This window comes from Exiguobacterium sp. UBA6309 (assembly GCF_002439205.1).
GTDB lineage: Bacteria > Bacillota > Bacilli > Exiguobacteriales > Exiguobacteriaceae > Exiguobacterium_A.
In genome coordinates, this window is the sequence record NZ_DJTL01000009.1 from 97,672 (window position 1) to 122,070 (window position 24,399).

23 protein-coding genes and 1 pseudogene are annotated in these 24,399 nt (G+C 46.8%); 1 reads left to right on the forward strand and 23 read right to left on the reverse strand.

Annotated features, from left to right (window positions below):
- Positions 1 to 28 precede the first annotated feature (28 nt).
- The 16 genes from B3M90_RS01745 to rpsU form a co-directional block, all read right to left on the reverse strand.
- Entirely contained in the window at positions 29 to 838 is an 810-nt protein-coding gene (locus B3M90_RS01745) for a pyruvate, water dikinase regulatory protein (protein WP_290782338.1), read from the reverse strand.
- A gap of 12 nt (positions 839 to 850) precedes the next feature.
- Positions 851 to 1,480 (reverse strand): helix-turn-helix transcriptional regulator, encoded by a 630-nt coding sequence (locus B3M90_RS01750; RefSeq protein WP_029341036.1) that lies wholly within the window; start codon positions 1,478 to 1,480, stop codon positions 851 to 853.
- Positions 1,481 to 1,501: 21 nt separating this feature from the next.
- Positions 1,502 to 3,562: a glycine--tRNA ligase subunit beta gene (gene glyS, locus B3M90_RS01755; RefSeq protein WP_290782340.1), complete on the reverse strand. Its 2,061-nt coding sequence runs from the start codon at positions 3,560 to 3,562 to the stop codon at positions 1,502 to 1,504.
- On the reverse strand, positions 3,555 to 4,445 hold the full coding sequence (gene glyQ, locus B3M90_RS01760) for a glycine--tRNA ligase subunit alpha (RefSeq protein ID WP_029341034.1): 891 nt from the start codon (positions 4,443 to 4,445) through the stop codon (positions 3,555 to 3,557). The genes glyS and glyQ overlap by 8 nt, the downstream gene beginning before the upstream one ends.
- Before the next feature lie 290 nt (positions 4,446 to 4,735).
- Positions 4,736 to 5,485, reverse strand: coding sequence for a DNA repair protein RecO (gene recO / locus B3M90_RS01765; RefSeq protein ID WP_214854844.1), 750 nt, complete (start codon positions 5,483 to 5,485; stop codon positions 4,736 to 4,738).
- A gap of 3 nt (positions 5,486 to 5,488) precedes the next feature.
- Positions 5,489 to 6,397 carry a GTPase Era gene (era, locus tag B3M90_RS01770; RefSeq protein WP_023467500.1) on the reverse strand — a complete coding sequence of 303 codons (909 nt, stop codon included), beginning with the start codon at positions 6,395 to 6,397 and terminating at the stop codon, positions 5,489 to 5,491.
- Positions 6,390 to 6,788 carry a cytidine deaminase gene (locus tag B3M90_RS01775; RefSeq protein ID WP_023467498.1) on the reverse strand — a complete coding sequence of 133 codons (399 nt, stop codon included), beginning with the start codon at positions 6,786 to 6,788 and terminating at the stop codon, positions 6,390 to 6,392. Before B3M90_RS01775 ends, era begins: the two co-directional genes overlap by 8 nt.
- Positions 6,789 to 6,836: 48 nt before the next feature.
- Positions 6,837 to 7,154, reverse strand: coding sequence for a diacylglycerol kinase (locus B3M90_RS01780; RefSeq protein ID WP_251137938.1), 318 nt, complete (start codon positions 7,152 to 7,154; stop codon positions 6,837 to 6,839).
- Between the two features lie 29 nt (positions 7,155 to 7,183).
- Positions 7,184 to 7,660 carry an rRNA maturation RNase YbeY gene (ybeY, locus tag B3M90_RS01785; RefSeq protein ID WP_056060122.1) on the reverse strand — a complete coding sequence of 159 codons (477 nt, stop codon included), beginning with the start codon at positions 7,658 to 7,660 and terminating at the stop codon, positions 7,184 to 7,186.
- Positions 7,657 to 9,714 carry an HD family phosphohydrolase gene (locus B3M90_RS01790; RefSeq protein ID WP_214854841.1) on the reverse strand — a complete coding sequence of 686 codons (2,058 nt, stop codon included), beginning with the start codon at positions 9,712 to 9,714 and terminating at the stop codon, positions 7,657 to 7,659. Before B3M90_RS01790 ends, ybeY begins: the two co-directional genes overlap by 4 nt.
- Before the next feature lie 36 nt (positions 9,715 to 9,750).
- Positions 9,751 to 10,713, reverse strand: a complete 963-nt coding sequence (locus B3M90_RS01795; RefSeq protein ID WP_023467492.1) for a PhoH family protein — start codon at positions 10,711 to 10,713, stop codon at positions 9,751 to 9,753.
- A gap of 171 nt (positions 10,714 to 10,884) precedes the next feature.
- A complete protein-coding gene (locus B3M90_RS01800; RefSeq protein ID WP_214854840.1) occupies positions 10,885 to 11,355 on the reverse strand; it encodes an MSCRAMM family adhesin SdrC in 471 nt (156 codons plus the stop codon).
- A 13-nt stretch (positions 11,356 to 11,368) separates the two neighbouring features.
- Complete coding sequence (floA, locus tag B3M90_RS01805; RefSeq protein ID WP_023467489.1) at positions 11,369 to 12,352, reverse strand: flotillin-like protein FloA; 984 nt, start codon at positions 12,350 to 12,352, stop codon at positions 11,369 to 11,371.
- Positions 12,349 to 12,858, reverse strand: coding sequence for an NfeD family protein (locus B3M90_RS01810; RefSeq protein ID WP_214854839.1), 510 nt, complete (start codon positions 12,856 to 12,858; stop codon positions 12,349 to 12,351). Before B3M90_RS01810 ends, floA begins: the two co-directional genes overlap by 4 nt.
- Before the next feature lie 181 nt (positions 12,859 to 13,039).
- Positions 13,040 to 13,486 (reverse strand): GatB/YqeY domain-containing protein, encoded by a 447-nt coding sequence (locus B3M90_RS01815; protein WP_214854838.1) that lies wholly within the window; start codon positions 13,484 to 13,486, stop codon positions 13,040 to 13,042.
- A gap of 21 nt (positions 13,487 to 13,507) precedes the next feature.
- Positions 13,508 to 13,681, reverse strand: coding sequence for a 30S ribosomal protein S21 (gene rpsU / locus B3M90_RS01820; RefSeq protein ID WP_012369719.1), 174 nt, complete (start codon positions 13,679 to 13,681; stop codon positions 13,508 to 13,510).
- 312 nt (positions 13,682 to 13,993) lie between these two features.
- Between rpsU and B3M90_RS01825 the strand changes: the two genes are divergently transcribed.
- On the forward strand, positions 13,994 to 15,247 hold the full coding sequence (locus B3M90_RS01825) for a dicarboxylate/amino acid:cation symporter (RefSeq protein WP_214854837.1): 1,254 nt from the start codon (positions 13,994 to 13,996) through the stop codon (positions 15,245 to 15,247).
- A gap of 67 nt (positions 15,248 to 15,314) precedes the next feature.
- On the opposite strand, the gene pulA is transcribed toward B3M90_RS01825, so the two are convergent.
- The 7 genes and pseudogenes from pulA to tagH all read right to left on the reverse strand — a co-directional run.
- Positions 15,315 to 18,227, reverse strand: coding sequence for a type I pullulanase (gene pulA, locus B3M90_RS01830; RefSeq protein WP_290782343.1), 2,913 nt, complete (start codon positions 18,225 to 18,227; stop codon positions 15,315 to 15,317).
- A 226-nt stretch (positions 18,228 to 18,453) separates the two neighbouring features.
- The gene (locus tag B3M90_RS01835) at positions 18,454 to 19,380 is read right to left on the reverse strand and encodes an LCP family protein (RefSeq protein ID WP_214854831.1); all 927 of its coding nucleotides are present in this window, start codon (positions 19,378 to 19,380) and stop codon (positions 18,454 to 18,456) included.
- A gap of 13 nt (positions 19,381 to 19,393) precedes the next feature.
- Positions 19,394 to 20,569 carry a DHHW family protein gene (locus B3M90_RS01840; RefSeq protein WP_290782346.1) on the reverse strand — a complete coding sequence of 392 codons (1,176 nt, stop codon included), beginning with the start codon at positions 20,567 to 20,569 and terminating at the stop codon, positions 19,394 to 19,396.
- Positions 20,570 to 20,584: 15 nt separating this feature from the next.
- Positions 20,585 to 21,973: an MBOAT family O-acyltransferase gene (locus B3M90_RS01845; RefSeq protein WP_290782348.1), complete on the reverse strand. Its 1,389-nt coding sequence runs from the start codon at positions 21,971 to 21,973 to the stop codon at positions 20,585 to 20,587.
- The gene (locus B3M90_RS01850) at positions 21,963 to 22,448 is read right to left on the reverse strand and encodes a hypothetical protein (RefSeq protein ID WP_050678364.1); all 486 of its coding nucleotides are present in this window, start codon (positions 22,446 to 22,448) and stop codon (positions 21,963 to 21,965) included. Before B3M90_RS01850 ends, B3M90_RS01845 begins: the two co-directional genes overlap by 11 nt.
- The gene (wecB, locus tag B3M90_RS01855; protein ID WP_050678363.1) at positions 22,445 to 23,545 is read right to left on the reverse strand and encodes a non-hydrolyzing UDP-N-acetylglucosamine 2-epimerase; all 1,101 of its coding nucleotides are present in this window, start codon (positions 23,543 to 23,545) and stop codon (positions 22,445 to 22,447) included. Before wecB ends, B3M90_RS01850 begins: the two co-directional genes overlap by 4 nt.
- Before the next feature lie 112 nt (positions 23,546 to 23,657).
- Positions 23,658 to 24,398, reverse strand: a pseudogene (gene tagH, locus B3M90_RS01860) (teichoic acids export ABC transporter ATP-binding subunit TagH); the annotation flags it as partial.
- Between the last annotated feature and the right edge of the window lies 1 nt (position 24,399).

Below are 24,399 nucleotides of genomic sequence, written 5' to 3' on the forward strand. Positions count from 1 at the left end.
CAAGTATACTATGTTCCTGACTGCTTGACTAGTCATGCGCTTTCCCGGAAATTCCGGTCAAAATCAAATTCGCCGTCTCTTCGACTGCTTTATTCGTCACATCAATAATTTGGCATCCGATTCGTTCATATAAATTCCGTGCGTATTCAAGTTCCCGATTGATTCGGTCCATCTGCGCATAGGCTGCTTCAGGTTTGAGTCCTAATGAACGCAATCGTTCCATTCGGATATCGATCAACTTTTCCGGTGAGATGAGTAGTCCAAAACATTTTTCTTTTGGAATATCGAATAGCTCTGCCGGTGGAATCGATTCGGGTACGAGTGGTACATTTGCTACTTTATATCGCTTTAAGGCTAAATACTGCGAGAGCGGCGTTTTAGATGTACGCGACACACCGATCAAGACGATATCAGCGCGTTTAATTCCTTTTGGATCACGTCCATCGTCATACTTAACAGCAAATTCGACCGCTTCGATTTTCCGGAAGTACTCCTCATCTAAGCGATAGATTAATCCAGGTTCTTCCTTCGGTTGCATCTGCAAACGATCTTCCATCGTGTCAAGCAATGGACCAAGTAGATCAATCGCCTTTACACCGTGGGCATGCGCTGTGTCTGCAAGCAGACGACGATGCGTCGCATGAACGATCGTAAAAGCGATCGTCGCTTGTTCTTCTTTCGCATGAAGAACCAAGTCATAAATGACTTGATCATCATCGACGAACGGAATGCGGACCGTTTCGATGGCTTGTTCCGGGAACTGAATAGCAGCTGCGCGGACGACGAGTTCACACGTCTCTCCGACAGAATCACTCACGACATAAATCCGTTGACGCATCAGGAGCCCCCCTTAAATTTCTTCATCACGTGCTAAAGCGACCAACACTTTCGTCATGTTCGTTTTCGTCATTCGACCGACGACTTTCAAGACCCCGTTCTCTTCTTCGACGACTGGCATCGAATCAATCTGTTTTTCGATCAGTTTCATGCCGGCACCAATTAACGTTTCCGATTTTTCACAGACTGTCAAATTTGGCATTCGTGTCATGATTATGTTGACCGGTAACGAGTCTAATTCTTGATTACCGATTGCCGCACGTAGAAAATCCTTACGTGATAGCACACCGACCAACGCATGGTCCTTGCTGACGACAAACAGCGAACCGACATCTTCTAGGAATAAGTGAACGATCGCATCGTATACGGTCATCCCTTCATGAATGACCTTTGCTGATGACATGAATTCGCCGACGGTCAAGGTGTCCAGTTTCTCATGAAGCATGGAAGCATTTTTCTTTCCGACATACATATAGCCGACACGTGGGCGCGCTTCTAGCATGCCGGTCATCGTTAAAATCGACAAATCGGGTCGTAATGTCGCCCGTGTCAGGGAGAGCGCTGCAGCAATCTGCTCTCCCGTGATTGGACCATTCTCTTTGACGATTTGGAGTATCTTTTTTTGCCGTTCATTTAACTTCATCGGCTCATCCGTCCTTTTTCTTTACGCTAAAGTGAGTGCATTGAACCGAGCGACTGATTCGATGGCTTCTGCAAATCGTTTCATTTCGCTAAGACGGTTCGTACGGACCGTTTCGTCATCCGTCATGATCATCGTACCGTCAAAGTAGGCTGTGATCGACGGAACGGTTGCCTCAAGTGCCTCAAGTGCACGTGCATAATCAAGTGACGCGATAGCTTGATCGACCTCTGGTAAGGCTTTCTCAATCGCCTCATGCAATTCGCGTTCCGCATCATTTTCAAAGAGCGCTGGATTAACAGTTGTGACACTTTCTGCTTTTTTCGAGATGTTCAAGACACGGCTTAATTGTTCGACCGTTTTCTTGAACGATTCTTTTTTCGTCGCCTCTTCAAGCATGGCAGCACGCTTTTCATTCGCTTCGACTGTCAACATATGGTCAAGAGCGGCTTCGACGACATCATGACGGAAGTCCATTTCCGATAGACGGTACTTCAAACGTTGCGCAAAGAAATCTTGTAATGCGGCTTGTACTTCTTCGGCATCCTTCGTATAAAGACCTGCTGCCACCTGTGCTGAAACGACGAAGGCAATCAATTCAGTCAATGTCAGATTCAACTTTCGATCTGATAAAATCTGAACAATCCCTTGTGCTTGACGACGCAATGCATACGGATCCGCTGATCCACTCGGAATCATACCGACACCAAAGAATCCAGCGACGCTGTCCATCTTATCAAGGATCGCGTAGAGTGTCCCTGTCGGTGTCTCCGGACTTGCATCACCCGCGAAGCGTGGCATGTAATGTTCGCGAATCGCAGCAGCGACTTCCGGATCCTCGTTTTTCATGTTCGCATAACGTTCACCCATCAGACCTTGTAATTCCGTGAATTCATAGACCATTTGACTGACGAGGTCGAATTTATAGATCTGTCCTGCACGTTCGACACGTGTTTTGTCTGCACCGACACGATCTGCAAGTGCGAGTGCCATCTGACGGACGCGACGGACTTTTTCGCCTGTCGTTCCTAATTTTTCATGGAAGACGATTTTATCAAGACGTTTCGCCTGTTCATCGATATCTGCTTTTTTATCTTCTTCATAGAAGAACTGCGCATCTGCTAAACGGGCACGGATGACTTTTTCGTTTCCGCGTGCGACGTTTTCAAGATGTGTTGCGTTTCCGTTTCGTACCGTCACGAAATAATGGAGCAACGCCCCGTCACGTTTGACCGGGAAGTAACGTTGGTGTTCCTTCATCGTCGTGATCAAGACTTCTTCTGGTAACTCAAGATACGCTTCATCAAATGCACCGAACAAGGCTGTTGGATACTCGACGAGGTTCGTGACTTCTTCAAGTAAAGACGCATCGATCGGCACTTCGAATTGTTCGCGTGCCGCAAGCGCCGCGATTTGTTCTTCGATCAATTGACGACGTGCTTCGTAACTGACGATGACATTTTCTCCTGCGAGCGCTTCGACATAGGCATTCGGACGTAGGATCGTGATGTCCTGCCCGAGGAAACGATGTCCACGCGATGTCCGACCTGTTTCGACGGATGCGACTTCAAACGGGATGACTTGATCGTCAAGCAGGGCAATCAACCAACGAATTGGACGCATATAACGTAACGATTGTGTGCTCCAACGCATGTTTTTCGGGAATGTCATCGCTTCGACGACTTGTTTTAGTCCAGGAAGTAAATCAGCTGTCGCTTGTCCGACTTCCTTACGTGTCGCATAAAGGTATTCGACTCCTTTTTCTTCTCCAAGGAAGAGATCGTCCGTCGTTAACCCTTTACCACGCGCGAATCCTTCGGCTGCTTTCGTCCAGTTACCGTCTTCATCCATTGCGATTCGTTTTGCGGGTCCTTTTAATGTCTCTTCGAGGTCGCTTTGACGTGCTGCGAGACCCTTGACATATACTGCAAGACGGCGTGGTGTCGAGAAGGATTCGACGCTTGTGAACTCAATCCGTGCTTCTTCAAGGAAACGCGTCACGCGTTCCTTGAGTTGTGTTTCGGATTGAAGGACGAATCGAGCCGGCATTTCTTCTAAACCGATTTCAAGTAATAATTCATGCATGTGACTCACCTGCTTTCGACTTGATCAATGGGAAGCCAAGACGTTCCCGTTCTTCGATGAAACTTTGCGCACAACGACGCGACATGTTCCGTACACGATGGATGAACCCTGTGCGTTCCGTGACGGAAATCGCGCCCTTCGCGTCGAGAAGGTTAAAGGTATGCGAACATTTCAAGATGTAATCATACGCTGGGAAAACGAGGTTCTCATCCAAGGCACGATTCGCTTCTTTTTCATATTGATCGAATAACGTAAAGAGTAAAGCGACATCTGATGTTTCAAATGTATACTTCGAATGTTCGAATTCCGGTTGATAGAAGATATCACCGTATTTGAAACCATCTGTCCAAACGAGATCAAAGACGCTCTCGACATCTTGGATGTAAGAAGCGAGACGCTCGATTCCGTAAGTGATCTCTACTGCAATCGGATTACACTCGATTCCACCGACTTGTTGGAAGTACGTGAATTGTGTAATTTCCATTCCATTTAGCCATACTTCCCAGCCGAGACCAGCAGCACCGAACGTTGGGTTCTCCCAGTTATCCTCTACGAAACGGATGTCATGTTCGAGTGGATTGATCCCGAGCAACTCGAGACTTTGTAAGTACAGTTCCTGAATGTTGTCAGGTGATGGTTTCATGATGACTTGGAATTGATGGTGTTGATACAGACGGTTCGGGTTTTCTCCATAACGACCGTCAGCCGGACGGCGTGATGGTTCTGTATAACAAACGTTCCACGGTTCCGGTCCGAGACTCCGTAAAAACGTCATCGGATTCATCGTACCGGCTCCTTTTTCTACGTCGTATGCTTGCATCGTCAAGCAGCCTTGTTCTGCCCAAAATTTTTGTAATGTCAAGATCATGTCTTGTACTGTCATCTTCACGACTTTCACCTCCGAAATGATTAAGGAACGCAAAAAACGCCCCTATGTACAACAATCGTTGCACATAGGGACGAGACGAGCCCGCGGTTCCACCCTACTTGCATGCATCGCATGCCACTCTTTTTGACAAAAAAACACTCCGAAACGCCGTTCGCGCCCCTCTCACTCCCAGCTCACACCACCCTGGAATCGCTTGATTGAGAAAAAAGACGGTACTCCTTTTCGTCATCGTGTTCATTTAGTTACTTCTTCCGCATTCATTCTACCGAACCCGCTTGTTGCTGTCAATCATTGCCGAAATCAATCAACTGGTCGAGGACACGTTTTGAACGCAGACGTAATCCGCTGTAGCGTTCCATATAAGCATCCATGATTTGACGCAATAGACGCTTCGTTTCTGGCTTCACCGTCACGGTACCAATTCGTGAGAAATCATATACGGAAAACACATAGAGCATCTTCGCAACTGCCTCTGACATATAGACAGCATGTTCATCCTCATGGCGATGCCGGCGACAGAGTAGACCGCCATGATGTAACGAAAAAGCGAATGGTGCTTCAGCACTCCCGCAAATCGTACAGCCATTCAAATGTGGAGCAATGCCTAGATGACGCAACAGACGCAATTCGATGATGAAAGAGACGACGTCAGGATCTAGTCCTTCATCCATCGCCTCTAGTCCTTCGACGAATAAATCGTAAAGCGCCGGTTGCGGCACCCGTTCATCAAGCGCTTTATCCGCAAGCTCCAATAGATACATCGCATAAGCCATCAACACGACATCTTGCCGAATATGCGCATGACTTGTAATGACGTCTGCTGATTTTAACTGACCGAGACCCCGTGAACGTGGATAGATATAGACAGCTCGGACGAAAGGCTGACTAGCCGCGTTAAAACGGCTACCCGGCTTCTTCGCTCCTCGCGCCATGACGGCGAGCTTGCCGTATTCACGTGTCAGTAGCGTGACAATCTTATTCGATTCACCATATACGACCGTTCGTAATACAAGCCCTTCCGCCTTATCGATCATCGCTTAATACTCATCATCGCGGAAGCCGAGTTCACGCAATTGACCGGCCTTGTTGCGCCAATCCTTTTGGACTTTGACCCACAAGTTCAGGTAAACTTTCGTCCCGAGTAACATCTCAATGTCCGTTCGTGCTTCAGAGCCGATTTCTTTTAGAAGTGCTCCGCGTTTACCGATGATGATTCCTTTTTGGGAATCGCGCTCGATCAAGATCGTCGCATGGACATCCACCATGTTTCCATTCTCACGTGTCTTGATTTGATCAATCGCGACGGCAATCGAGTGTGGTACTTCATCGCGTGTCTTTTGCAAGACTTTTTCACGAATCATCTCTGAGATGATGAAGCGCTCTGGGTGGTCAGTGACTTGATCCGCTGGATAATACATCGGTCCTTCTGGTAGAATTTTTGCGATTTCTTCAAGTAACGGTCCGACATTATTCCCTTGTAGCGCCGAAATCGGAACGACTGCCGCGAACTCGAGTTCATTTTTGTACGACTCGATGATCGGTGGAATATCATTCGGATGAATCAAATCGACTTTATTCATGACGAGAATGATTGGTGTATCGAGTTCCTTCAATTTTTCAATAATGAAGTCGTCACCTTTTCCTTTTGGTTCCGTCACGTTGACCATGAACAAGATCGCATCGACTTCACGCAATGCGTTCGTCGCGACCTTCATCATGAAATCGCCGAGTTTATGTTTTGGTTTATGGATCCCAGGTGTATCGATGAAAATCGTCTGAACATCTTCTGTCGTATAGACACCTTGAATCTTATTACGCGTCGTTTGTGGTTTATCAGACATGATGGCAATTTTTTGTCCGATGACACGGTTGAGGAATGTCGATTTTCCGACGTTCGGGCGTCCGATGATCGAGACAAAGCCCGATTTGAATCCTTCTTTAAACATGTAAATCTCCTTTCGTGAATGCTCCCGGTAAGAGGGCGCCCACTGTTGTTTCTGTGACATCCCCTTTAAGGTTTGTCAAATAGATTGGCATATCCGCATCACACATCTCTGATAACACTTGGCGGCATTGTCCGCACGGTGCGACCGGTCCTTCTGTGTCCGCAACGACAGCCATCGCTGCATACTCGCGCGCATCTTGTGCCCACGCAGAGAAGATAGCTGTCCGTTCTGCACAGTTACAAAGACCATACGCTGCGTTTTCAATATTGCAGCCATGGAAGACTTGTCCGTCTTTCGTCAAGAGAGCAGCACCGACTTGGAATTTTGAATATGGAACATACGCTTTTTCGCGTGCACGTTTAGCTTGTTCGAGTAATTGTTCTGTTTTCATGTGAGTATCCCCTTTTTAGGAACGGTATTGGCCAAAAAGGCCGGATTCTTATTGTACCAAATATGGGATGAAGATGCATAGCGCAATCGCAACAGATGTAAGCGCCAACACTAAAACAGCACCACTCGCGATATCTTTGACTGCTTTTGCCAGTGGATGCCACTCCTGCGTCACGAGATCCACGACGCGCTCAAACGCTGTATTGAACATCTCGGCACTTATGACGATCCCGACCGTCAGAAAAAGAATCGCTCGCTCGACAGATGTCAACGGTAATAAAAAGGCGACAAGTAATACGATGCCGCCAATGATGACATGAACTTTCATATGCCGTTCTTCTCGAATCGATTGGCGCAACCCATGCATCGCATGTCGAAATGGTTGCCACCAGCTTTTCACAACGTGCCCCGGAATAACTCGAAGTGATGCAGGATTTCCTCCTGTCGCTTCGTCATGATTTCCTCATCTGCCTTTTCAATGTGATCATATCCGAGTAAGTGGAGGAAACCATGGACGGCGAGAAAACCGAGTTCACGCTCGAAATGATTGCCATATTCAGCCGCCTGTTCGCGACATCGTTCCACGGAAATGATCAAATCACCGAGGACGACTGGTTCATCTTCCAATAATCCAAAATCGATTTCATCTTCTCCGAGTTCTTCCATCGCGAAGGAAATGACGTCTGTCGCCTGATCTTTCCCACGCCATTCACGATTAATCTCTTGAATCTCATCGTTTGAGACGAAAGTCACGGACAACTCACTGTTCGGATCGACTTCTTCTTGTTCCGCCGTGTAAATCAAAATCGATTCGACAAGCTGTCGTTGTTCTTCCGTTAGACGATTATTTTCGTCTGTCATATAAATGTTCATTTCGTTGCCTCTTTCTTTAATTCTGGATACTCGATTCGTTCATGGAACAAACCGGATAAGGTATGACACGCACTTTCACCGACGCGATAAATCTCACGTGTCGTGATGTCACATTCCGCAAATTGGTCGTCCATCATCTTTTCACGAATGATTTTCGCGACTAGGTCCCGAATTCCTTCTTCCGAAGGAGCTTTCATTGAACGAACAGCCGCTTCAATCGAGTCGACGATCATGATGACTGCCGCTTCACGCGTTTGTGGTTTAGGTCCTGTATAACGGAACGTATCCTCATCGACTTCACCTTGTTCTGCTGCCTTGACATAAAAATATCGGAGCAACGATGTTCCATGATGCTGGCGACAAATATCGATGATCGCTGCCGGGAGTTTTGCTTTTTCGAGCAATTCAACACCATCCTCTGTATGTGCCAAGATGACACGTGCCGACTCTTCCGGCGTCAATCGATCATGCGGATTGCGTCCATGCTGGTTTTCAATGAAATAAAGTGGTCGTCGTGTTTTTCCTAAATCGTGATAGTAGGCACCGACTCGCGCAAGCAACCCATCTGCACCGATTGCTTCACAGGCTGTTTCTGCTAGGTTCGCGACCATCATGCTATGATGATACGTTCCTGGCGCTTCGACCAAGAGTTTCTTCAACAAGGGATGCGTCGGGTTCAACAGTTCGAGCAGACGCGTCGGTGCTAAGATACCAAATGTCATTTCGAGGAACGGCAATAACCCAATCGCAAGAATGGCACTCAAGATCCCACTAGCAATCGCAAAACCGACTAAAGTCAATGTTTCACGTAATTCGAATGTGCCACTACGTAATAGAACGAATGCAAAGAAAATCGCGATGTTTGCTCCGGCAATCGAAATACTGCTCATGAAAATACGACGACGTGACAAACTAGACTGTAGGAAAAACGTTGCGACTAAACTACCGACTAACAAATAGATCGCGATATTGAAGCTGAAGTTTTGATTCGTACTATAGAAGAACGTTCCAGCAAGCGCCGTAAAAAGAGAACTCGATAATGCAATCCGTTCGTTCAATAAATTGCGCAGGACAAGCGCAGCAAAAGCGGTCGGTGTGAGTAAGTAAAGTGCAGGATTGATGTCGTCTGCTAAAAAGGCCATGCCATACATGACAAGCAATTGTAAGCTGACGACGAGGTAGACAAGCCCAAACAACCGGATCCGCCCCATCTGTGCATACCGTAGTTTCGAGCGATGAATGAAGCCGAATAGGAAAGCAGTCATCAATGCACTGACAAGCATCGCTCCAAGTAACGGTTTCAACGACTGACGGTCAGAAATCAAGCCGACGAGTTGTAGCTGGCGGTAAGCATCTTGCGAAATCACTTCGCCTCGTTTGACGATCACTTCACCTTCTGAAATGATGACCGGTTCGACTTTATCACTCGTCTGCTTACGAAGCTGTTCCGTCTTTTCCGGATCATAGACGTAATTCGTCACGATCAGTTGATCGGTCAGCGCTTTAGCGACTGCTTTTAATGAGAAGGAGAGCGGCGAACGTTCGATATCAGTCCGCGCATTCTCACGTGCTTCTGCTACTTCACCACCATCGGACGAGATACGTTGACGCATCGCTTCTTCAATCGCTGTAATGACGACGTCACGTGTCGTATTCCGAAGTGCTGTCGTCGACGTCACAAGCAAGCGTAACTCATCATCCTTCAACAGTGTCGCCGCCTCCGTTCCACGCAGACGCTGTTTGATTTTACCGATCTCATTTGCTTTTTTAATACCGGATAAACTAGCAAAAAGTTGTTCTACTTTATCAATTTGCTGTGCTGCATACTCTTGTTTGATCGTATACTGACTCTCGATTGCAGCAACCGAATTTTCCTTGATTTGATTTGTTGCGACCCGGTCCTCCATCGTCAAGGGTGACCGGATATCTTCTTCTGCAATTGAGAATGGTTCTGCGGACAAGGCTTCTGGTCGAACGCTGACATACATCATCGTCGATACGATGAGATAGAATATTACTGTCAAAAGACCGACCCAGACCCCAACCTTGCGCATATCATCTCCCCCTTTTTCCTCTATTTCCGTAACGGCTTAGGTCAAATCCTGACTATAAGCATCAACGATTTTTCGGACAAGTGGGTGACGTACGACATCAGCTGAGCCAAAGTGCTCAAAATGAATCCCTTTGACATTGCCGAGCAAATGTAACGCTTCTTGTAGACCAGACGTTTTTCCACGCGGAAGATCGACTTGCGTTAAATCGCCCGTAACGATCATCTTCGAATGGAATCCGAGACGCGTCAGGAACATCTTCATTTGTTCCCGTGTCGTATTTTGCGCTTCATCGAGAATGACAAAAGCATGTTCAAGCGTCCGTCCTCGCATGTAAGCAAGCGGTGCGATTTCGATGACACCACGTTCAAGCAGACGAGCCGTATGCTCGACACCAAGGACGTCATGTAGCGCATCGTACAGAGGACGTAGATAGGGATCGACCTTTTCTTTAAGATCCCCTGGAAGAAATCCTAGATTTTCTCCTGCTTCTACTGCCGGACGCGTCAGGACGAGTCGTTTGACGTGACCTTCCTTCAGTGCTTTTGCTGCCATCACGACTGCGAGATATGTTTTTCCGGTCCCTGCTGGTCCAATACCGAATGTCAAATCACAGCGATCAATTCCGCGAACGTAACGTGCTTGACCGAGTGTCTTTGCACGAAGTGGTTTTCCTTTATGATTCGTATGAATGACCGTATCGTAAAGTTCCAGTAGTTCATCCACACGATCTTGACGTGCGAGTTGAATGGCGCTCGTCGCGTCACGTTCCGTTAAAACAGCTCCGCGATTCACAAGTTGTTTCAAGACGCCTACGACCTGTCCTGCTAAGATCACAGACTGCTCCTGTTCGGATTGTGCCAACAGCTCATCTCCTCGATGGGTCAGCTGAACGTCAAGTTCTGCTTCCATCGTACGTAAGACTGCATCATTCGGACCGACGAATGCTTGAATCTGTTCTGAATTCGAAAATGCAAATGGGATTCTTTCGTTGAATATCACGTTGTGAATGGCCTCCTAGTCATGGATAACAAGTTGTCATCGCTTCATATCTAATCTCTTCCACTTTAGCACTTCCGCCGAAAAGATGGAAAGAAAAACCCGTTCCCACCTTTTAGGAAATAAAAAGAGTCGATCCTACGCGTCTCGTAGGATCGACTCACTAGACAAATATTAGCGTTTGCGCTTGGAAACAGGCGCACCAAGAACTTCACTCCAAACGATGGCACGTCGCATTTCATCTTGTGAAATCGTCGTTGCTGATGCTGAACGACTAGACGATCCAATGGCACTATCTGCTACGCTATCTTTGATTTCGCCAATCGTCGATGAGGACATCCCTTTTTTCGAATGTTGCTTTTGACGTTGATCCAAACGTTGTTGCAATTCCGTTCGTTCATGAACTGGTCGCGCTTTCGTTTGCGTTACCCCCGGTTGTTTCTTCGCGGGTGCTTTTTTACGAACGACAGGTGGAGGTAGCGTCTCTTGTCGCATCGTATCGACCTGTTCGGTCATTTGCTTCACATATTCACCGAACTCCTTTGAAGGAGTTCGGTTCGTCTGCTTCGGTTTTTTATCTGCTGCTTTTGAGATGACGGAGATGACACCGAATGCGATCATCAATCCGACCCATATGATATCCATACCGTCTCACCCTTTATTGTGAGTCATTTGGTGATGATTGCCCACCGATTGCTTGGCGCATTTTCGTATCTGCTGTCACGTTCAAGTAGTTCGCATAATCCATGACACCAAAGTTACCGTCACGCATCGCTTCAGCGATAGCAAGCGGCACTTCCGCTTCAGCAGCGACAACCTTCGCACGCATCTCTTCAACACGTGATTTCATCTCTTGTTCACTTGCGATCGCCATTGCGCGACGTTCTTCGGCTTTCGCTTGCGCAATGTTCTTATCTGCTTCCGCTTGATCCGTTTGAAGGACCGCACCGATATTCTTACCGATATCAATATCTGCAATATCAATCGAGAGAATCTCGAACGCCGTACCCGAATCGAGTCCTTTTGCAAGAACCGTCCGTGAGATCATCTCTGGATTCTCAAGTACTTCTTTTTGGTCATTACACGAACCAATTGTTGAGATGACACCCTCACCAACACGTGCGATGACCGTTTCTTCCCCAGCACCACCGACGAGACGATCGATGTTCGCACGTACCGTGATCCGGGCTTTCGCTTTCACTTCAATCCCGTTCATCGCCACACCGGCAATGAATGGTGTTTCGATGACTTTCGGGTTAACCGACATCTGAACAGCTTCTAAAACATTACGACCAGCAAGATCAATCGCCGCTGCGCGTTCGAAGCTCAACTCGATATTCGCACGGTGTGCTGCAATCAAGGCATTGACGACGCGGTCAACGTTACCACCAGCAAGGAAGTGACTTTCCAGTTGGTTCGTATTCAAGTTCAATCCCGCTTTAACTGCCTTGATCAACGGATTGACAATCTTAGACGGTGTTACTCGACGAAGACGCATCCCAACTAATGTAAAGATCGATACGCGCACTCCCGCTGCGAGCGAGCTAATCCAAAGTGGAATCGGAACGAGCGTGAAGAAGATGGCGAGGAAAATTAAGATTCCTCCGGATATGAGTAATACAGTCAATAATTCAGGTGTCATGTGTGGGACTCCTCCTTCGTATGTTGGACTCTAACAATGACGCGTCCGTGCGTCACTTCTTTTACGACGATCGTTTCCCCCGCTTGAATGAAGGTCCCTTCCGTAACGGCATCGATTCGATTTCCGTCGATTTCAATTGTTCCTGACGGACGGAGAGGTGTCAGACTGACTCCTTCTTGTCCTAACAGTTGCACTTTGTCTTGATGAGAAAGATAGCCTTTTTCAGACGATGTGGAATCTGTCAAAATCAAACCTCTCCATAATAAGGATTGATTCGATTTAATTCTGCGATATGCCCAGTATCCGGCCGCAAGTGATAGAAATACAGCAAGTCCAACCGCTATGCCTACTTGACCAACTGTAGCACCTGCCATGATCAGACTAGCAAGGACAGCACCGATCCCAAGGACGCCAAAGATTCCGAACCCTGTGACGAATATTTCGACCAGTAACATGAGGACCCCGATCATGAAGACCGTCAAAATCATCCCTAAGCTAAACGTCATGCGTACGTTCACCCCTTTTCATTCGTGTCAGAAGCTGCTTCTTTTGCACTTTGATTCGTTACTATAATTATATACGCTTTCAAAACAAAAAGGTTTCATGACTATTCTGAATTCATTAAGAAACTTTTAATTGTGACAGGAACGACAAAAAAGGTGCCCCGAAGGACACCTTTTTCATGTATTAAGCGAGCCGTTGTTTGACGAGTCGATTAATTAACGCACCGTCTGCCTTGCCTTTAAGCTGCGGCATGACGATACCCATTACTTTCCCCATATCCGAAGGAGCAGAGGCACCCGTCTGCGCAATAGCTGCGTCGACGATTTCCTGTACTTCTTCCTCGGAAAGCTGTTTTGGCATATAAGCTTCGAGCACGACAATCTCTGCTTGAATTTTCGCGACGAGATCGTGACGACCAGCGCTTTCGAATTCTCGGAGGGAGTCGTTGCGCTGCTTCATTTCACGTGAAAGAATCGTTAATTCTTCCTCGTCTGTCAATTCTTGCTTACCGAGTTTGATCGTTTCATTTTGCAGCGATGATTTCACCATGCGAATCGTCGTAAGACGATCTTTTTCACGAAGACGCATGGCATCTTTCATATCCGCTGTCAAACGCTCCTGAAGACTCATGAGGATACACCCTCTCTAACGTTAGAACTTCTTACGCTTACGCGCAGCCTCCGATTTAAGCTTACGTTTTACACTTGGCTTTTCGTAGTGTTTACGTTTACGAACTTCTGCAAGCGTACCATCTTTTGAAACACCACGTTTGAAGCGACGAAGTGCGTCTTCAAGTGATTCATTTTTACGTACACGAGTTTCCACTAGTTTTCCCTCCCTCCGATATTACCGACTAAAGGAAACGTGTCAGACACGTCATACAACATTATAGTAGGAATATACAATTTGGTCAACAGTTGATTCAAGCGACTTTTCTGTACCCTACGCTGTTCCTTTTTGTTCTTTTCTATCCTCTCATGCTTGCATCCGTTTGACAACAAAATCTGATCATTCCTGCATCAAAATCCAGAAACTTTTTCGTAAGCGTTATCATCATTTTTTAAAATGTTTTGTCAAAAAGGGTGATGATGTGTCAAAATATAGGCAATTATCAAACAAAGGAGTGTGACATCACGTATGAAAGAAGCAAAACGCATCATCTGGGGCTTGATTCTCGGCGTAGTTCTCGGAATCATTCTGGCTAGCATACCGGATAAGTCGATCTATGAAGGATTGAATAAATATGCTTTACAACCAATCGGAACAATCTTCCTGAACTTGATTAAGATGCTCGTCGTACCGATTGTCTTCTTCTCAATCGCCCTTGGTGTCATGGGACTCGGTAATCCAAAAGAACTGGGTCGTGTCGGTGGAAAAGCGATCATTTACTTCATGACGACGACAGCTGTCGCGATCGTCATCGCTCTCGGTTTATCATTATTGATTAAACCGGGTACATTCGGTAACTTCGAGACGCAAGGTCTTGAATATGATAACGGAAATCTACCAGATACGAGCATAATCAACACAATCGTCGGTATGTTCCCGACGAACCCGATCACGTCGATGGCAGAAGGCAACATGTTACAAATCATCGTCTTCAGTGTCTTTATCGGTTTCGGGATCACATTTCTCGGTAAAAAGGTCTCGACGTTACGGACTTTCATTGAACAGGGTAACGATTTAATGACATATTTGATCACACTCGTCATGAAGATGGCGCCGCTCGGAGCGTTCGCCTTGATTGCATCGGCAGTCGGTTCACAAGGCTTTGATTCCTTAAAAGCGATGGGACTTTATATGGGTGTCGTCATTTTATCTTTGATCGTTCATTCTGTATTGACATATGGTTCGACTGTCTCACTTCTTGGGAAGATGAATCCGTTCTTCTTCTTTAGAAAATTCGCACCTGTCATGTTGTTTGCTTTCTCGACGTCTTCGTCGAACGCAACACTTCCTGTCGCTATGCAAACGGCTCAAAAAGAGCTGAAGGTTCCACGCTCCGTCTCTAGTTTCGTTCAGCCACTCGGTGCGACGATCAATATGGATGGGACGGCAATCATGCAAGGAGTTGCGACTGTTTTCATCGCGCAAGTCTATGCGGTTGATTTAACACCTGGGCAACTTGCGACGGTCGTTCTGACAGCTGTTCTCGCATCGGTCGGAACAGCTGGTGTTCCGGGTGTCGGTCTCGTCATGCTAACGATGGTTCTTCAGTCGGTCAATTTACCCGTCGAAGGGATCGCTTTGATCATCGGTGTCGATCGTCTTCTGGATATGATGCGTACAGCCGTCAATATCACGGGTGACGCAGCATGTGCCGTCATCGTCTCGAAATCAGAAGAAGATAACCTCAAAGAAGGTAAGGAAACTGATGAACGCTATGCGTAATCGTATGTCTCTTACTCCGACAAAGGACGTTCCGCAAACTGCGGAACGTCCTTTGTCGTTTGTTTGATTATTTTGCTAAGACGAACGAGCTGAGTCCCTCAACACGAACCGTACCTGAAACAGTGCGGATCGTTTTTGTTCCTGCTTGTTTACCATCTACGAGAAGCTTCCATTTCCCTTTCGGTAGCTTCATGTCAACTACCGTTCGATTTGCATTGTGAATGACATATAAATCGTTCTTCTGTTGTGGCGCGTCGTCATCTAGTCGATACGCAATGACTTGTGCCGGTGCTGCTTCAAACGTCAAGTAACGACGGATATCTTTCGCTGTTGCTAAGTGAAGTGCAGGGTTCTTCTTGCGCAATGCAATTAATCCGGTCATATAATCGACGTCTTGTTGACGATCCATCTTCCGTTTCCAATCGAGCTGGTTGACAGAATCCGGTGATTTATATGAGTTATGGTCGCCGCCCTTCGTCCGCATGAAGTCCTGTCCTGCATGGATGAACGTCGTTCCTTGTGACGTCAACAAGATGCTTGAAGCCAAACGATGCATCTTTGTCTTCGTTGCGTCATTGTCTTGCGGATTCGTCAGGTTCAACTTATCCCAGAGCGTATGGTTGTCATGTGCTTCAACGTACGTGATGGCTTGATCTGGTTCTTGCGTAAATCCTTGAATCTCTTTGTCATAAGCAATTTCTCCGACGATTCCGCGTTTGATGCGCGTTTCAAGACCCGTTGTTCCGTTAATGAAACCAGCATCTGAATCGATGAAGACGCTACCTTTAAGCGCATCGCGCAGGTTGTCGTTGAAATGTCCGATTCCTGGCATTTGTTTTGTATTCGTTTGGTTTGCCTTATCCATCTCCGGAAGCGGTGTTCCAAGGCTCCACCCTTCTCCGAATACAAGAATCGACGGATCAATTCGTTTTGTCGCCTGTTTGACAGCATTCATCGTCTTGACGTCGTGAATGCCCATCAAGTCAAAGCGGAATCCGTCCCAGTGGTATTCTTTCGCCCAATATGAGACAGAGTCAACGATCAATTTGTGCATCATTTGACGCTCAGATGCTGTATCGTTTCCAACACCAGTTCCGTTCGCTAAATCGCCGCCTTCTGTATAACGGTAGTAATAACCAGGGACGATTTTATCAAGGTTTGATGCCTTTGCGTCAAACATGTGGTTGTAAACGACGTCCATGACAGCACGAAGTCCATTGTCATGTAGTCCTTGAATCATCTGCTTCATTTCTGTGATTCGGACTTTTGGATCATAGGGGTTTGTCGCATACGATCCTTCTGGTGCATTGTAGTTCTTCGGATCATAACCCCAGTTGTATGATTTAAGCGGATTCGTCTCATCGACGGACGCTGTGTTGAAATCATAAACAGGAATGAACTGGACATGCGTGATACCAAGTTCCTTCAGATGATCTAGTCCTGTCTTCGTTTTTGTTTTCTTACCATTCTTCGTCAAGCGAGTACCTGGTTCGATGACACCAAGATATTTTCCTTTTTGTTTGATACCTGAATCGTAACCCGAGTTCGTCACATCAAACATCGATAGATCACGGACATGTGATTCATAAATGATCGCGTCTGTTGCGTGACGAAGTGGCATTTTCCCATTCGTCCAACGTTTTGGATCCGTCTCGCGTAAGTCGACGACGACACCTTGGTCTCCATTGACAGCGACTGCTGTCGCATATGGATCCACCGCACGCGTCGATTCTTTTGCGTGCTTGACTTCATACGTGTAACCGACACCGTCAAGGTCACCCTTGACCGTCACTTGATAGACACCACGTTCCGTTCGTTCCATCTTGATTTCACGCGTGATATCCTCTGTCGTAGCAGCTTGTTGTTTCGGTAAGCGATATAGTTCAAGTTCAACGGCTTGCGCTGTCGGCGCCCAGACCTTGAATGTCGTCTTCGATTTCTGATAGTCGACGCCGAGCTTACCACCATAGGCATACTTTTGATCGAATGCTTTCGAACGCAGTACCTTGCCTGCTTCAAGAACTGCTTCTCCAAAAACAGGATGCGTCACGCGGACGACTTTTGCTAAATCGATATCAGAAGCGACTTCGACTTTCGCCGTCTTGGCATCGATCGATGATACGACTGGATTCGTCACACCTTCGAACGTAAATGCCTTTAAGTCTTCTGCCGTCATCGGTGTATTCGTTTTAAGCGTCATCGTCCGGAAGTCATCAGCCAAAAAGCTCGTGATTTTTGGTGTGCGATCAATTTCCGGTTTACTGTAGTACACTGTCTGGTCCCCTTCGATCAACCAGATGTCCTTCGCACCTGCATAAAAGAAACGATCGGCTCCGTCTTTTTCCGACCAGCCCTCAAGATGAGGAATGACGCCTGCAAGACGTGCTTTCGTTGGGTTATCAAGCGTTACTTTGGCAATGGCACCAAACTCATCTTGCTGATCGAACTCGAAACGCTTGCCATCTTGCGCTTCCGGCCAAGACCAGACGCCGTATTTATCATAATCATTGTCATACCGATAATAGTGGATGTTCGTGTCGATTTTTTCGACGTCTGCTCCATTAGTCGGATTGACCGTCGAGATGTCCTTGCTTCCCGATTCGATCCAGATTTCAGCAACTCCGTTTTTAATCATGTCTTTCGTGATGAAGCGGTCGTTCTCAGATCCTCCATCCTTGTTCCAGTTATCATCTCGGACGATAAAGCCGACTTTTTCCGGCTGATCGACTGGAAATTCATAAGTTGCCACTTTGCCGTAAGTATCCTCACCGTTAAAAGCGTGGGCTTTATTCGGAAAATAATCCGGACCGTTCGCCCATAACCACAAGTTCCAATCCTTCGTGGCGTTCGGGTCTTCCTTGTAATGAATGATGACCAATGTAGACTTTCCTTTTTCCAATGCTTGACCGGATAAAGACAGTCCACTAAATATTAGTGCAAACGTTAGCGCAACGATACAAACGGATCTTATGCGTTTCATGCGATAGCCATCTCCTTTTGGTATGTAATCGTTTTCATTTTGCATCCGTTTACAAGTCCTGTCAAAGCCTATTTCATCGATTTGATCGAAAATAAGACTTTTGAACCAAGCACTTTTTTCAAAAAGAATGATGCGTTACTTAAGAGAAAGATAGGAAAAAGCGCCTCCACAATCATTTGCTAGAGACGCTCAACCTTGTTTATTTGATGGTAATACTAATTATGACTTATGATCGTGCGAGAAGTTTAGCGATCGTCTGCTTCGTCTGTTCCATTGATTCGTCCGATGCAAAGAAATACCAGACACCATCACTTGCGATATATCCTTCTCCCTCGATTTTCAGCGGCTTCAATTGTTCGAACCCCCGCTGATTTTCCTGCGCTAGTTGCGCTGCGACATCGAGTCCAATATTCGTCGTAAAGTTGTTTTTCATGACGTCCGTAATCTTTTCGAGTTGCGTCAATAACTGCGGTCCAGCAAGCTTCATTCCGACGGCTTCTAGCACTTGACGCTGACGAATTTGTCGTCCCATATCGCCGAGTGGATCTTGCTTTCGCATACGTGCGTAACCACTCGCTTCAAGACCCGTCAGATGAATTTTCCCTTTCTCATACTCCTTTTGAAGACGACGGTCGTTCCAACTGAAGGCAGATGGATTGTCGACCGTGACACCCCCAACAGCATCGACCAACTCAATCAATCCATCCATGTTGATTTTCGCATAATAAGGAATATCGGTCTCAAACGTCTGCTCCACCGTCTCGACTGTCTCTTTCACCCCCCCATAGGCATAGGTATGATTGATTTTAGTCTTTTCGCCAGACGGCACGGTTACCTGCATATCTCTTGGAATGGACAGGGAAGTCGCTTGTCTTGTTTTTGGATTGAATGAAAGAAGCATGATGGCATCGGCACGTCCCTTATCGTTTTTCCGTTCATCCACGCCCAGTAACAAGACATTGACCGGCTTCATCGATTCGAGTGGCTTCGGCCGCTCTCCATCTAACGGTGTTAAAAACGCGTCTGCCGTTTGCTTCACTTTAAAAAAAGCTAAACCAGCTGATGTACTAGCAATCAGAACGAACCCTAGTAGGAGCGCACTCAATACGCGCCAAACAAGGCGTGGTTTTCTTTTCGCCATTCGGGATCTCATGTCATGAACTCCTTCATAGTGTGTTTTCATACGTCTTCATCAATCCAGCAATGTTCGAGTTATGCAGGAACAGCACGGAGTCGACTTGTTTTTGTTTAGCGAACTGCGACACATCGAATGATTTTGGGACGTAACGAACGTCGACGACTTCGAGATTGGCACTTTTAGCAAGGAACGGTAAGACTGGATTCGCGAATGAATCCTTTAAGACGAGAATCGTTGGTCGATCATTCTTCGTCTGCTCCTTCATCGACATGATGCCATGATTCCCGCGCAAGAATACTTCATACCGATCGACGTAATCTCCCTCTTGCTGAACGAAGGATTCATCAATGACTGGGCGATCGCATGCACCGTCGTAACAGACATTGATTCCTTTGAAAAATGCTGGTTCATAATAGGCTAACTGATCACCAGACGTCGCATACGCAAGCGTCGTCTTTCGCGCTAATGAACCATAATAGGCATGCTCACCTTCTTTACGATTTGATTTTGATGGCATGACTGGTCGTAAGTCCATCCCCTTCGTAATCGTCTGATATGCCGATGCTGCCCCGTCGATATTCCAGTGATGGTCCGTCTTGAAGTAGTCCGTTAGTTTTAATTGATCAAGTGACAAATTCGTCATCCCGGCAGCCTTGAAGTCCCGAATCATTCCTGCGTATCGTGTCCGTGCGTTCGAAGCAACATACGATGGGATCAACTGATCGCGCTCAGCAATGACCGTCTTCGATGGAGCTAGTGCCATATAGACAGGACGATCAACTTCTTGAACGAATTGTCGAAACGCGTTTGGAATCTGGACTTGAGTCGAGGCACTCGGTTCGATCATATAGCCATTTTTAGCTGTATAGATTCCATTACGAAAAGGCTGTCTGAAGACATCCTTCGATAGTAGCGCCTGCATCTCAACGAACGTCCCTCGCAAAAGTAGTTGGTCCGTGAAATACGTCTCCATCTTCAGCATGTCTTTTCCAGTCGCGATTCCTTCGATCGTCGGATCGACCGATTGAGCGAGTGTGCGATTTTCTAGCTGTGAACGTACACGGTCCTCTCGGACGAGCGTTCCGATCCCAATCGTTAACAAAATGAGTAGAAAACTAATCGTCGTCACCCACATCATGATCCGTTCAAAAGAGGTCGTCCGTTGTTGTTCCTGCTTATTTTTTGTTTCAAGTGGCTGTGCCATCAGTAGACCTCCTTTTTAAAAGCGGAAATAGATGAAAGGGTTAAACGTACTTGCAACAAGTGCTGATGTCGCAAGGAACAGCATCAACATCGCATACCCATACTGCATCGTCGTACCAATTCTTCCGAGTGACACAACTAATCGCTCTCCGATGATTTTCGGAATCGGTGTCGCTGCGATGAACGCGACAAGCAGTAGAACACCATTTTGGACAAGCTGGTAGCTCGCGCGTTCATCCCAGATCACATCTGGTACGAACATCGCTTGAATGTACGTAATGGCTTCCGGGAACGTCTCGGAACGGAAGAATACCCAACCGACCAACACAAGTACGAGTGTCCAAACGGTCGAGAAGACTGGCATTTTCTCCAACCATTTCCCGAGAAATGCTTTCTCGAGCATGATCCAGATTCCGTAATACGCTCCCCACGCGACGAACGTCCAACTAGCACCATGCCAAAGACCTGTCAGCATCCAGACAATTGCTAAGTTGCGATACTGTAACCACGGTGAGACACGATTTCCACCAAGCGGGATGTAGACATAATCCCGGAACCACGATCCAAGTGAAATATGCCAACGACGCCAAAATTCAGAAACGGACTTTGAAATGTAGGGATAGTTGAAATTCTCAAGAAAGTGAAATCCGAACATCAAAGCAAGTCCAATCGCCATGTCGCTGTATCCTGAAAAATCAAAATAGATTTGTAAGGCGTAGGCAATGATGCCGATCCAAGCAAGCCCCATAGAGAGATCTTTCATATTGAAGATGGCATCCGCGACTTGACCACATCCATTGGCAAGAATCAGTTTTTTAGCTAAACCAATCGTAAAACGCCGAACTCCTCGGGCAAAATCGGAAACTGTCTCTTCTCGTGACTCGATTTGGCTCGCAATCGTGTTGTAGCGAACGATCGGACCCGCGACGAGTTGAGGGAAGAACGCGATATAAAGGGCGAGGTCAAGCGGATTCTTTTGCACCGCTTCCTTCCCTTTGTAGATGTCGATGACATAACTCATCGCATGAAACGTATAGAACGAGATACCGAGTGGCAAGACGACTTCTGGTACGAACCATCCTAATCCGAATGTCTCGTTGACTGAACGAACAAAAAATCCGCTGTACTTGAACCAGCCGAGTAACCCCAGATTGACTGCAATCATACTGAACATGATCCACTTGACGCCGATTCGGTATCGATACAGATCGACAAACAAGGCGAAGAAGTAGTTGATCGTGACGCTCAGTAGCATCAGCAATGCAAAACGCGGTTCTCCGAATGCATAAAAGAATAGACTCGTCACTAATAACCAGCCATTTCGGAAGCTGCGTGGGAGTAGGTAATAGACGATCAATACAGTCGGTAAGAACAGAAATAAGAATATCGTCGAACTAAATAACATACGTCGCTTCCTCCCCTGCCGTGACATGTTGCACAATCTGAATGTCCCGGAGATGGACTCGGAAGCTCCCCTCTTGCAAGAACTTCCATGCCACCTTGAAATACTTCGCTCCTGGTACTCGTTTCATCTGTACATGAACGACTGTCTCATTCGTCAATGTGACGGTCTCCGTTTCCGATCCCATTCGTTTTTTCTGTCCATATTGCATCTTGAATAACTGAACGACACATGGTGCATCGACTTCGAAATGACAGGTCACCTCGATGATGTCTCCTGTAATCGTGGCGTCTGACCGGTATAACTTTGAAGGCGGATGTTGAAATCCTTGATCAAACAACTGAATGTACAATTTGTCATCTGCCGTCGCTTCTTGAAAATCAAAATAGATACCATCTGTAGCATCCTCAAGCAAGATTTTTTCCTGCGTTCCGAATGGAAAGAACTGATAAATCGCTGGAGGAATACGTTGACTCATACAGGTACCTCACTCATGATGGCATCGACGATTCGCTCTGCTGCCTGTCCATCGCCATAAGGATTCGCGGCTTGCGCCATCGATTGATAGAACACCTGATCCGTCAACAATTGATGACTCATCGTATAAATCATCTCTGGGTTCGTCCCGACGAGCTTCAACGTTCCAGCTTCGACCCCCTCTGGACGTTCTGTCGTCTCCCGTAAGACAAGAACAGGCACGCCGAGCGAAGGTGCTTCCTCTTGAATCCCACCTGAGTCAGTCAGAATGAAGGATGCCCGAGCCGCAAGATTATGGAAGTCAAATACATCAAGTGGTTCGATCAATTGAATCCGCGGATGATGCTCCAAGCGAGCTGCCGCCTCTAGTACGACCGGATTCGGATGAACCGGATAGACGATTTCGATTTCTGGATGTTCATTCGCTAGTCGCTCGATTGCATCAAAAATCGTTGCCAGTTGTAAATGATTCTCACGGCGATGAACCGTCAAAAGAACGAGTTTTCGTCCCGACTTCTCTAGGCGCGATAGGACAGGATGTGTATATGTCGGTGATACAGTCGTCTTCAACGCATCGATGACCGTATTACCGGTTACGATGATTGGCGTCTGCTTGTTCTCAGCACGTAAGTTCATTGCTGCCTGTTCAGTCGGTGCAAAATGATAATCCGCCAACACACCTGTCAATTGACGATTCATCTCTTCTGGGAACGGCGCATACTTTTCATATGTCCTTAATCCTGCTTCCACATGACCGACTGGAATCTGTTGATAGAACGCCGCTAAAGAAGCAGCGAACGTCGTCGTCGTATCCCCATGGACAAGGACGAGATCCGGCTGTTCCTTTTCGAGGACGCGACGCATCGCGTTTAAAATACGCGCCGTCATTTCCTCTAACGTCTGACGCGGACGCATCAAATCCAAGTCATGGTCCGGAGTGATCTCGAACAGTTCAAGGACCTGATCGAGCATCTCTCGGTGCTGTGCTGTAACAACGACGATTGGTTCGACGTCCTGACGATTTTCAAGTGCTTTAACGACCGGCGCCATTTTGATCGCCTCTGGTCGTGTTCCGAATACAAGCATGACACGTTTCATTTACTTCATCCCCTATCTCATTTCATGACGATTGTTCAATCGTCTCGCCCATCATTTGCTGATCCACGGAACCGATCCGTTCCGTTCGTTTCTTAGCTACGTAATGGGAGGCTTGCTTTTTTGATAACTGTTTGTACCAATATAGATATTTATTGTATTCAGCCAACGTTTCGTTCGTCGGACCAAATAGACGTACTTCCCCGTATTCCAACCAAAGGATTTTTGTACAGAAACTCTTTACCTGGCTGAGCGAATGACTGACGAAAAAAATCGTTTTCCCTTGATCGCGGAATTCACGCATCTTATCGAGGCACTTTTCAGTAAACGTTTGGTCTCCGACTGAGAGTGCTTCGTCGATAATCAAGATATCTGGATTAATATGAATCGAGATTGCAAAACCAATCCGAGCGCGCATGCCGCTCGAGTAAGTCTTGACTGGCTGATCGATGAACTCCCCGATGTCAGCGAACTCTAAAATTTCTGGAGTAATCGTCTCGATTTGTCGTTTCGTCAAGCCCATCATCAGCCCTTTTAATTCAATGTTATCTCGCCCCGTCAGTTGACTATTCAATCCACTAGAGATGGCAATCAATGCTGACTTTCCACCCAATGTGACCCGACCGTACGTCGGTGGTGTCACGTTAGCAAGCAGATGCGATAGTGTCGATTTCCCACTTCCGTTGATGCCAACGATACCGACGATTTCTCCCTCTTCCACAGAAAAGGAGACGTTCTTCAGAGCATAGAACGATTTTCCATTCACCTTACCGAACAACACTTCTTTTAGCTTGTCGATCGGTCGGGCATAGAGCATGTACCGTTTCGATACATTCTCAAACACGACATGACCCATC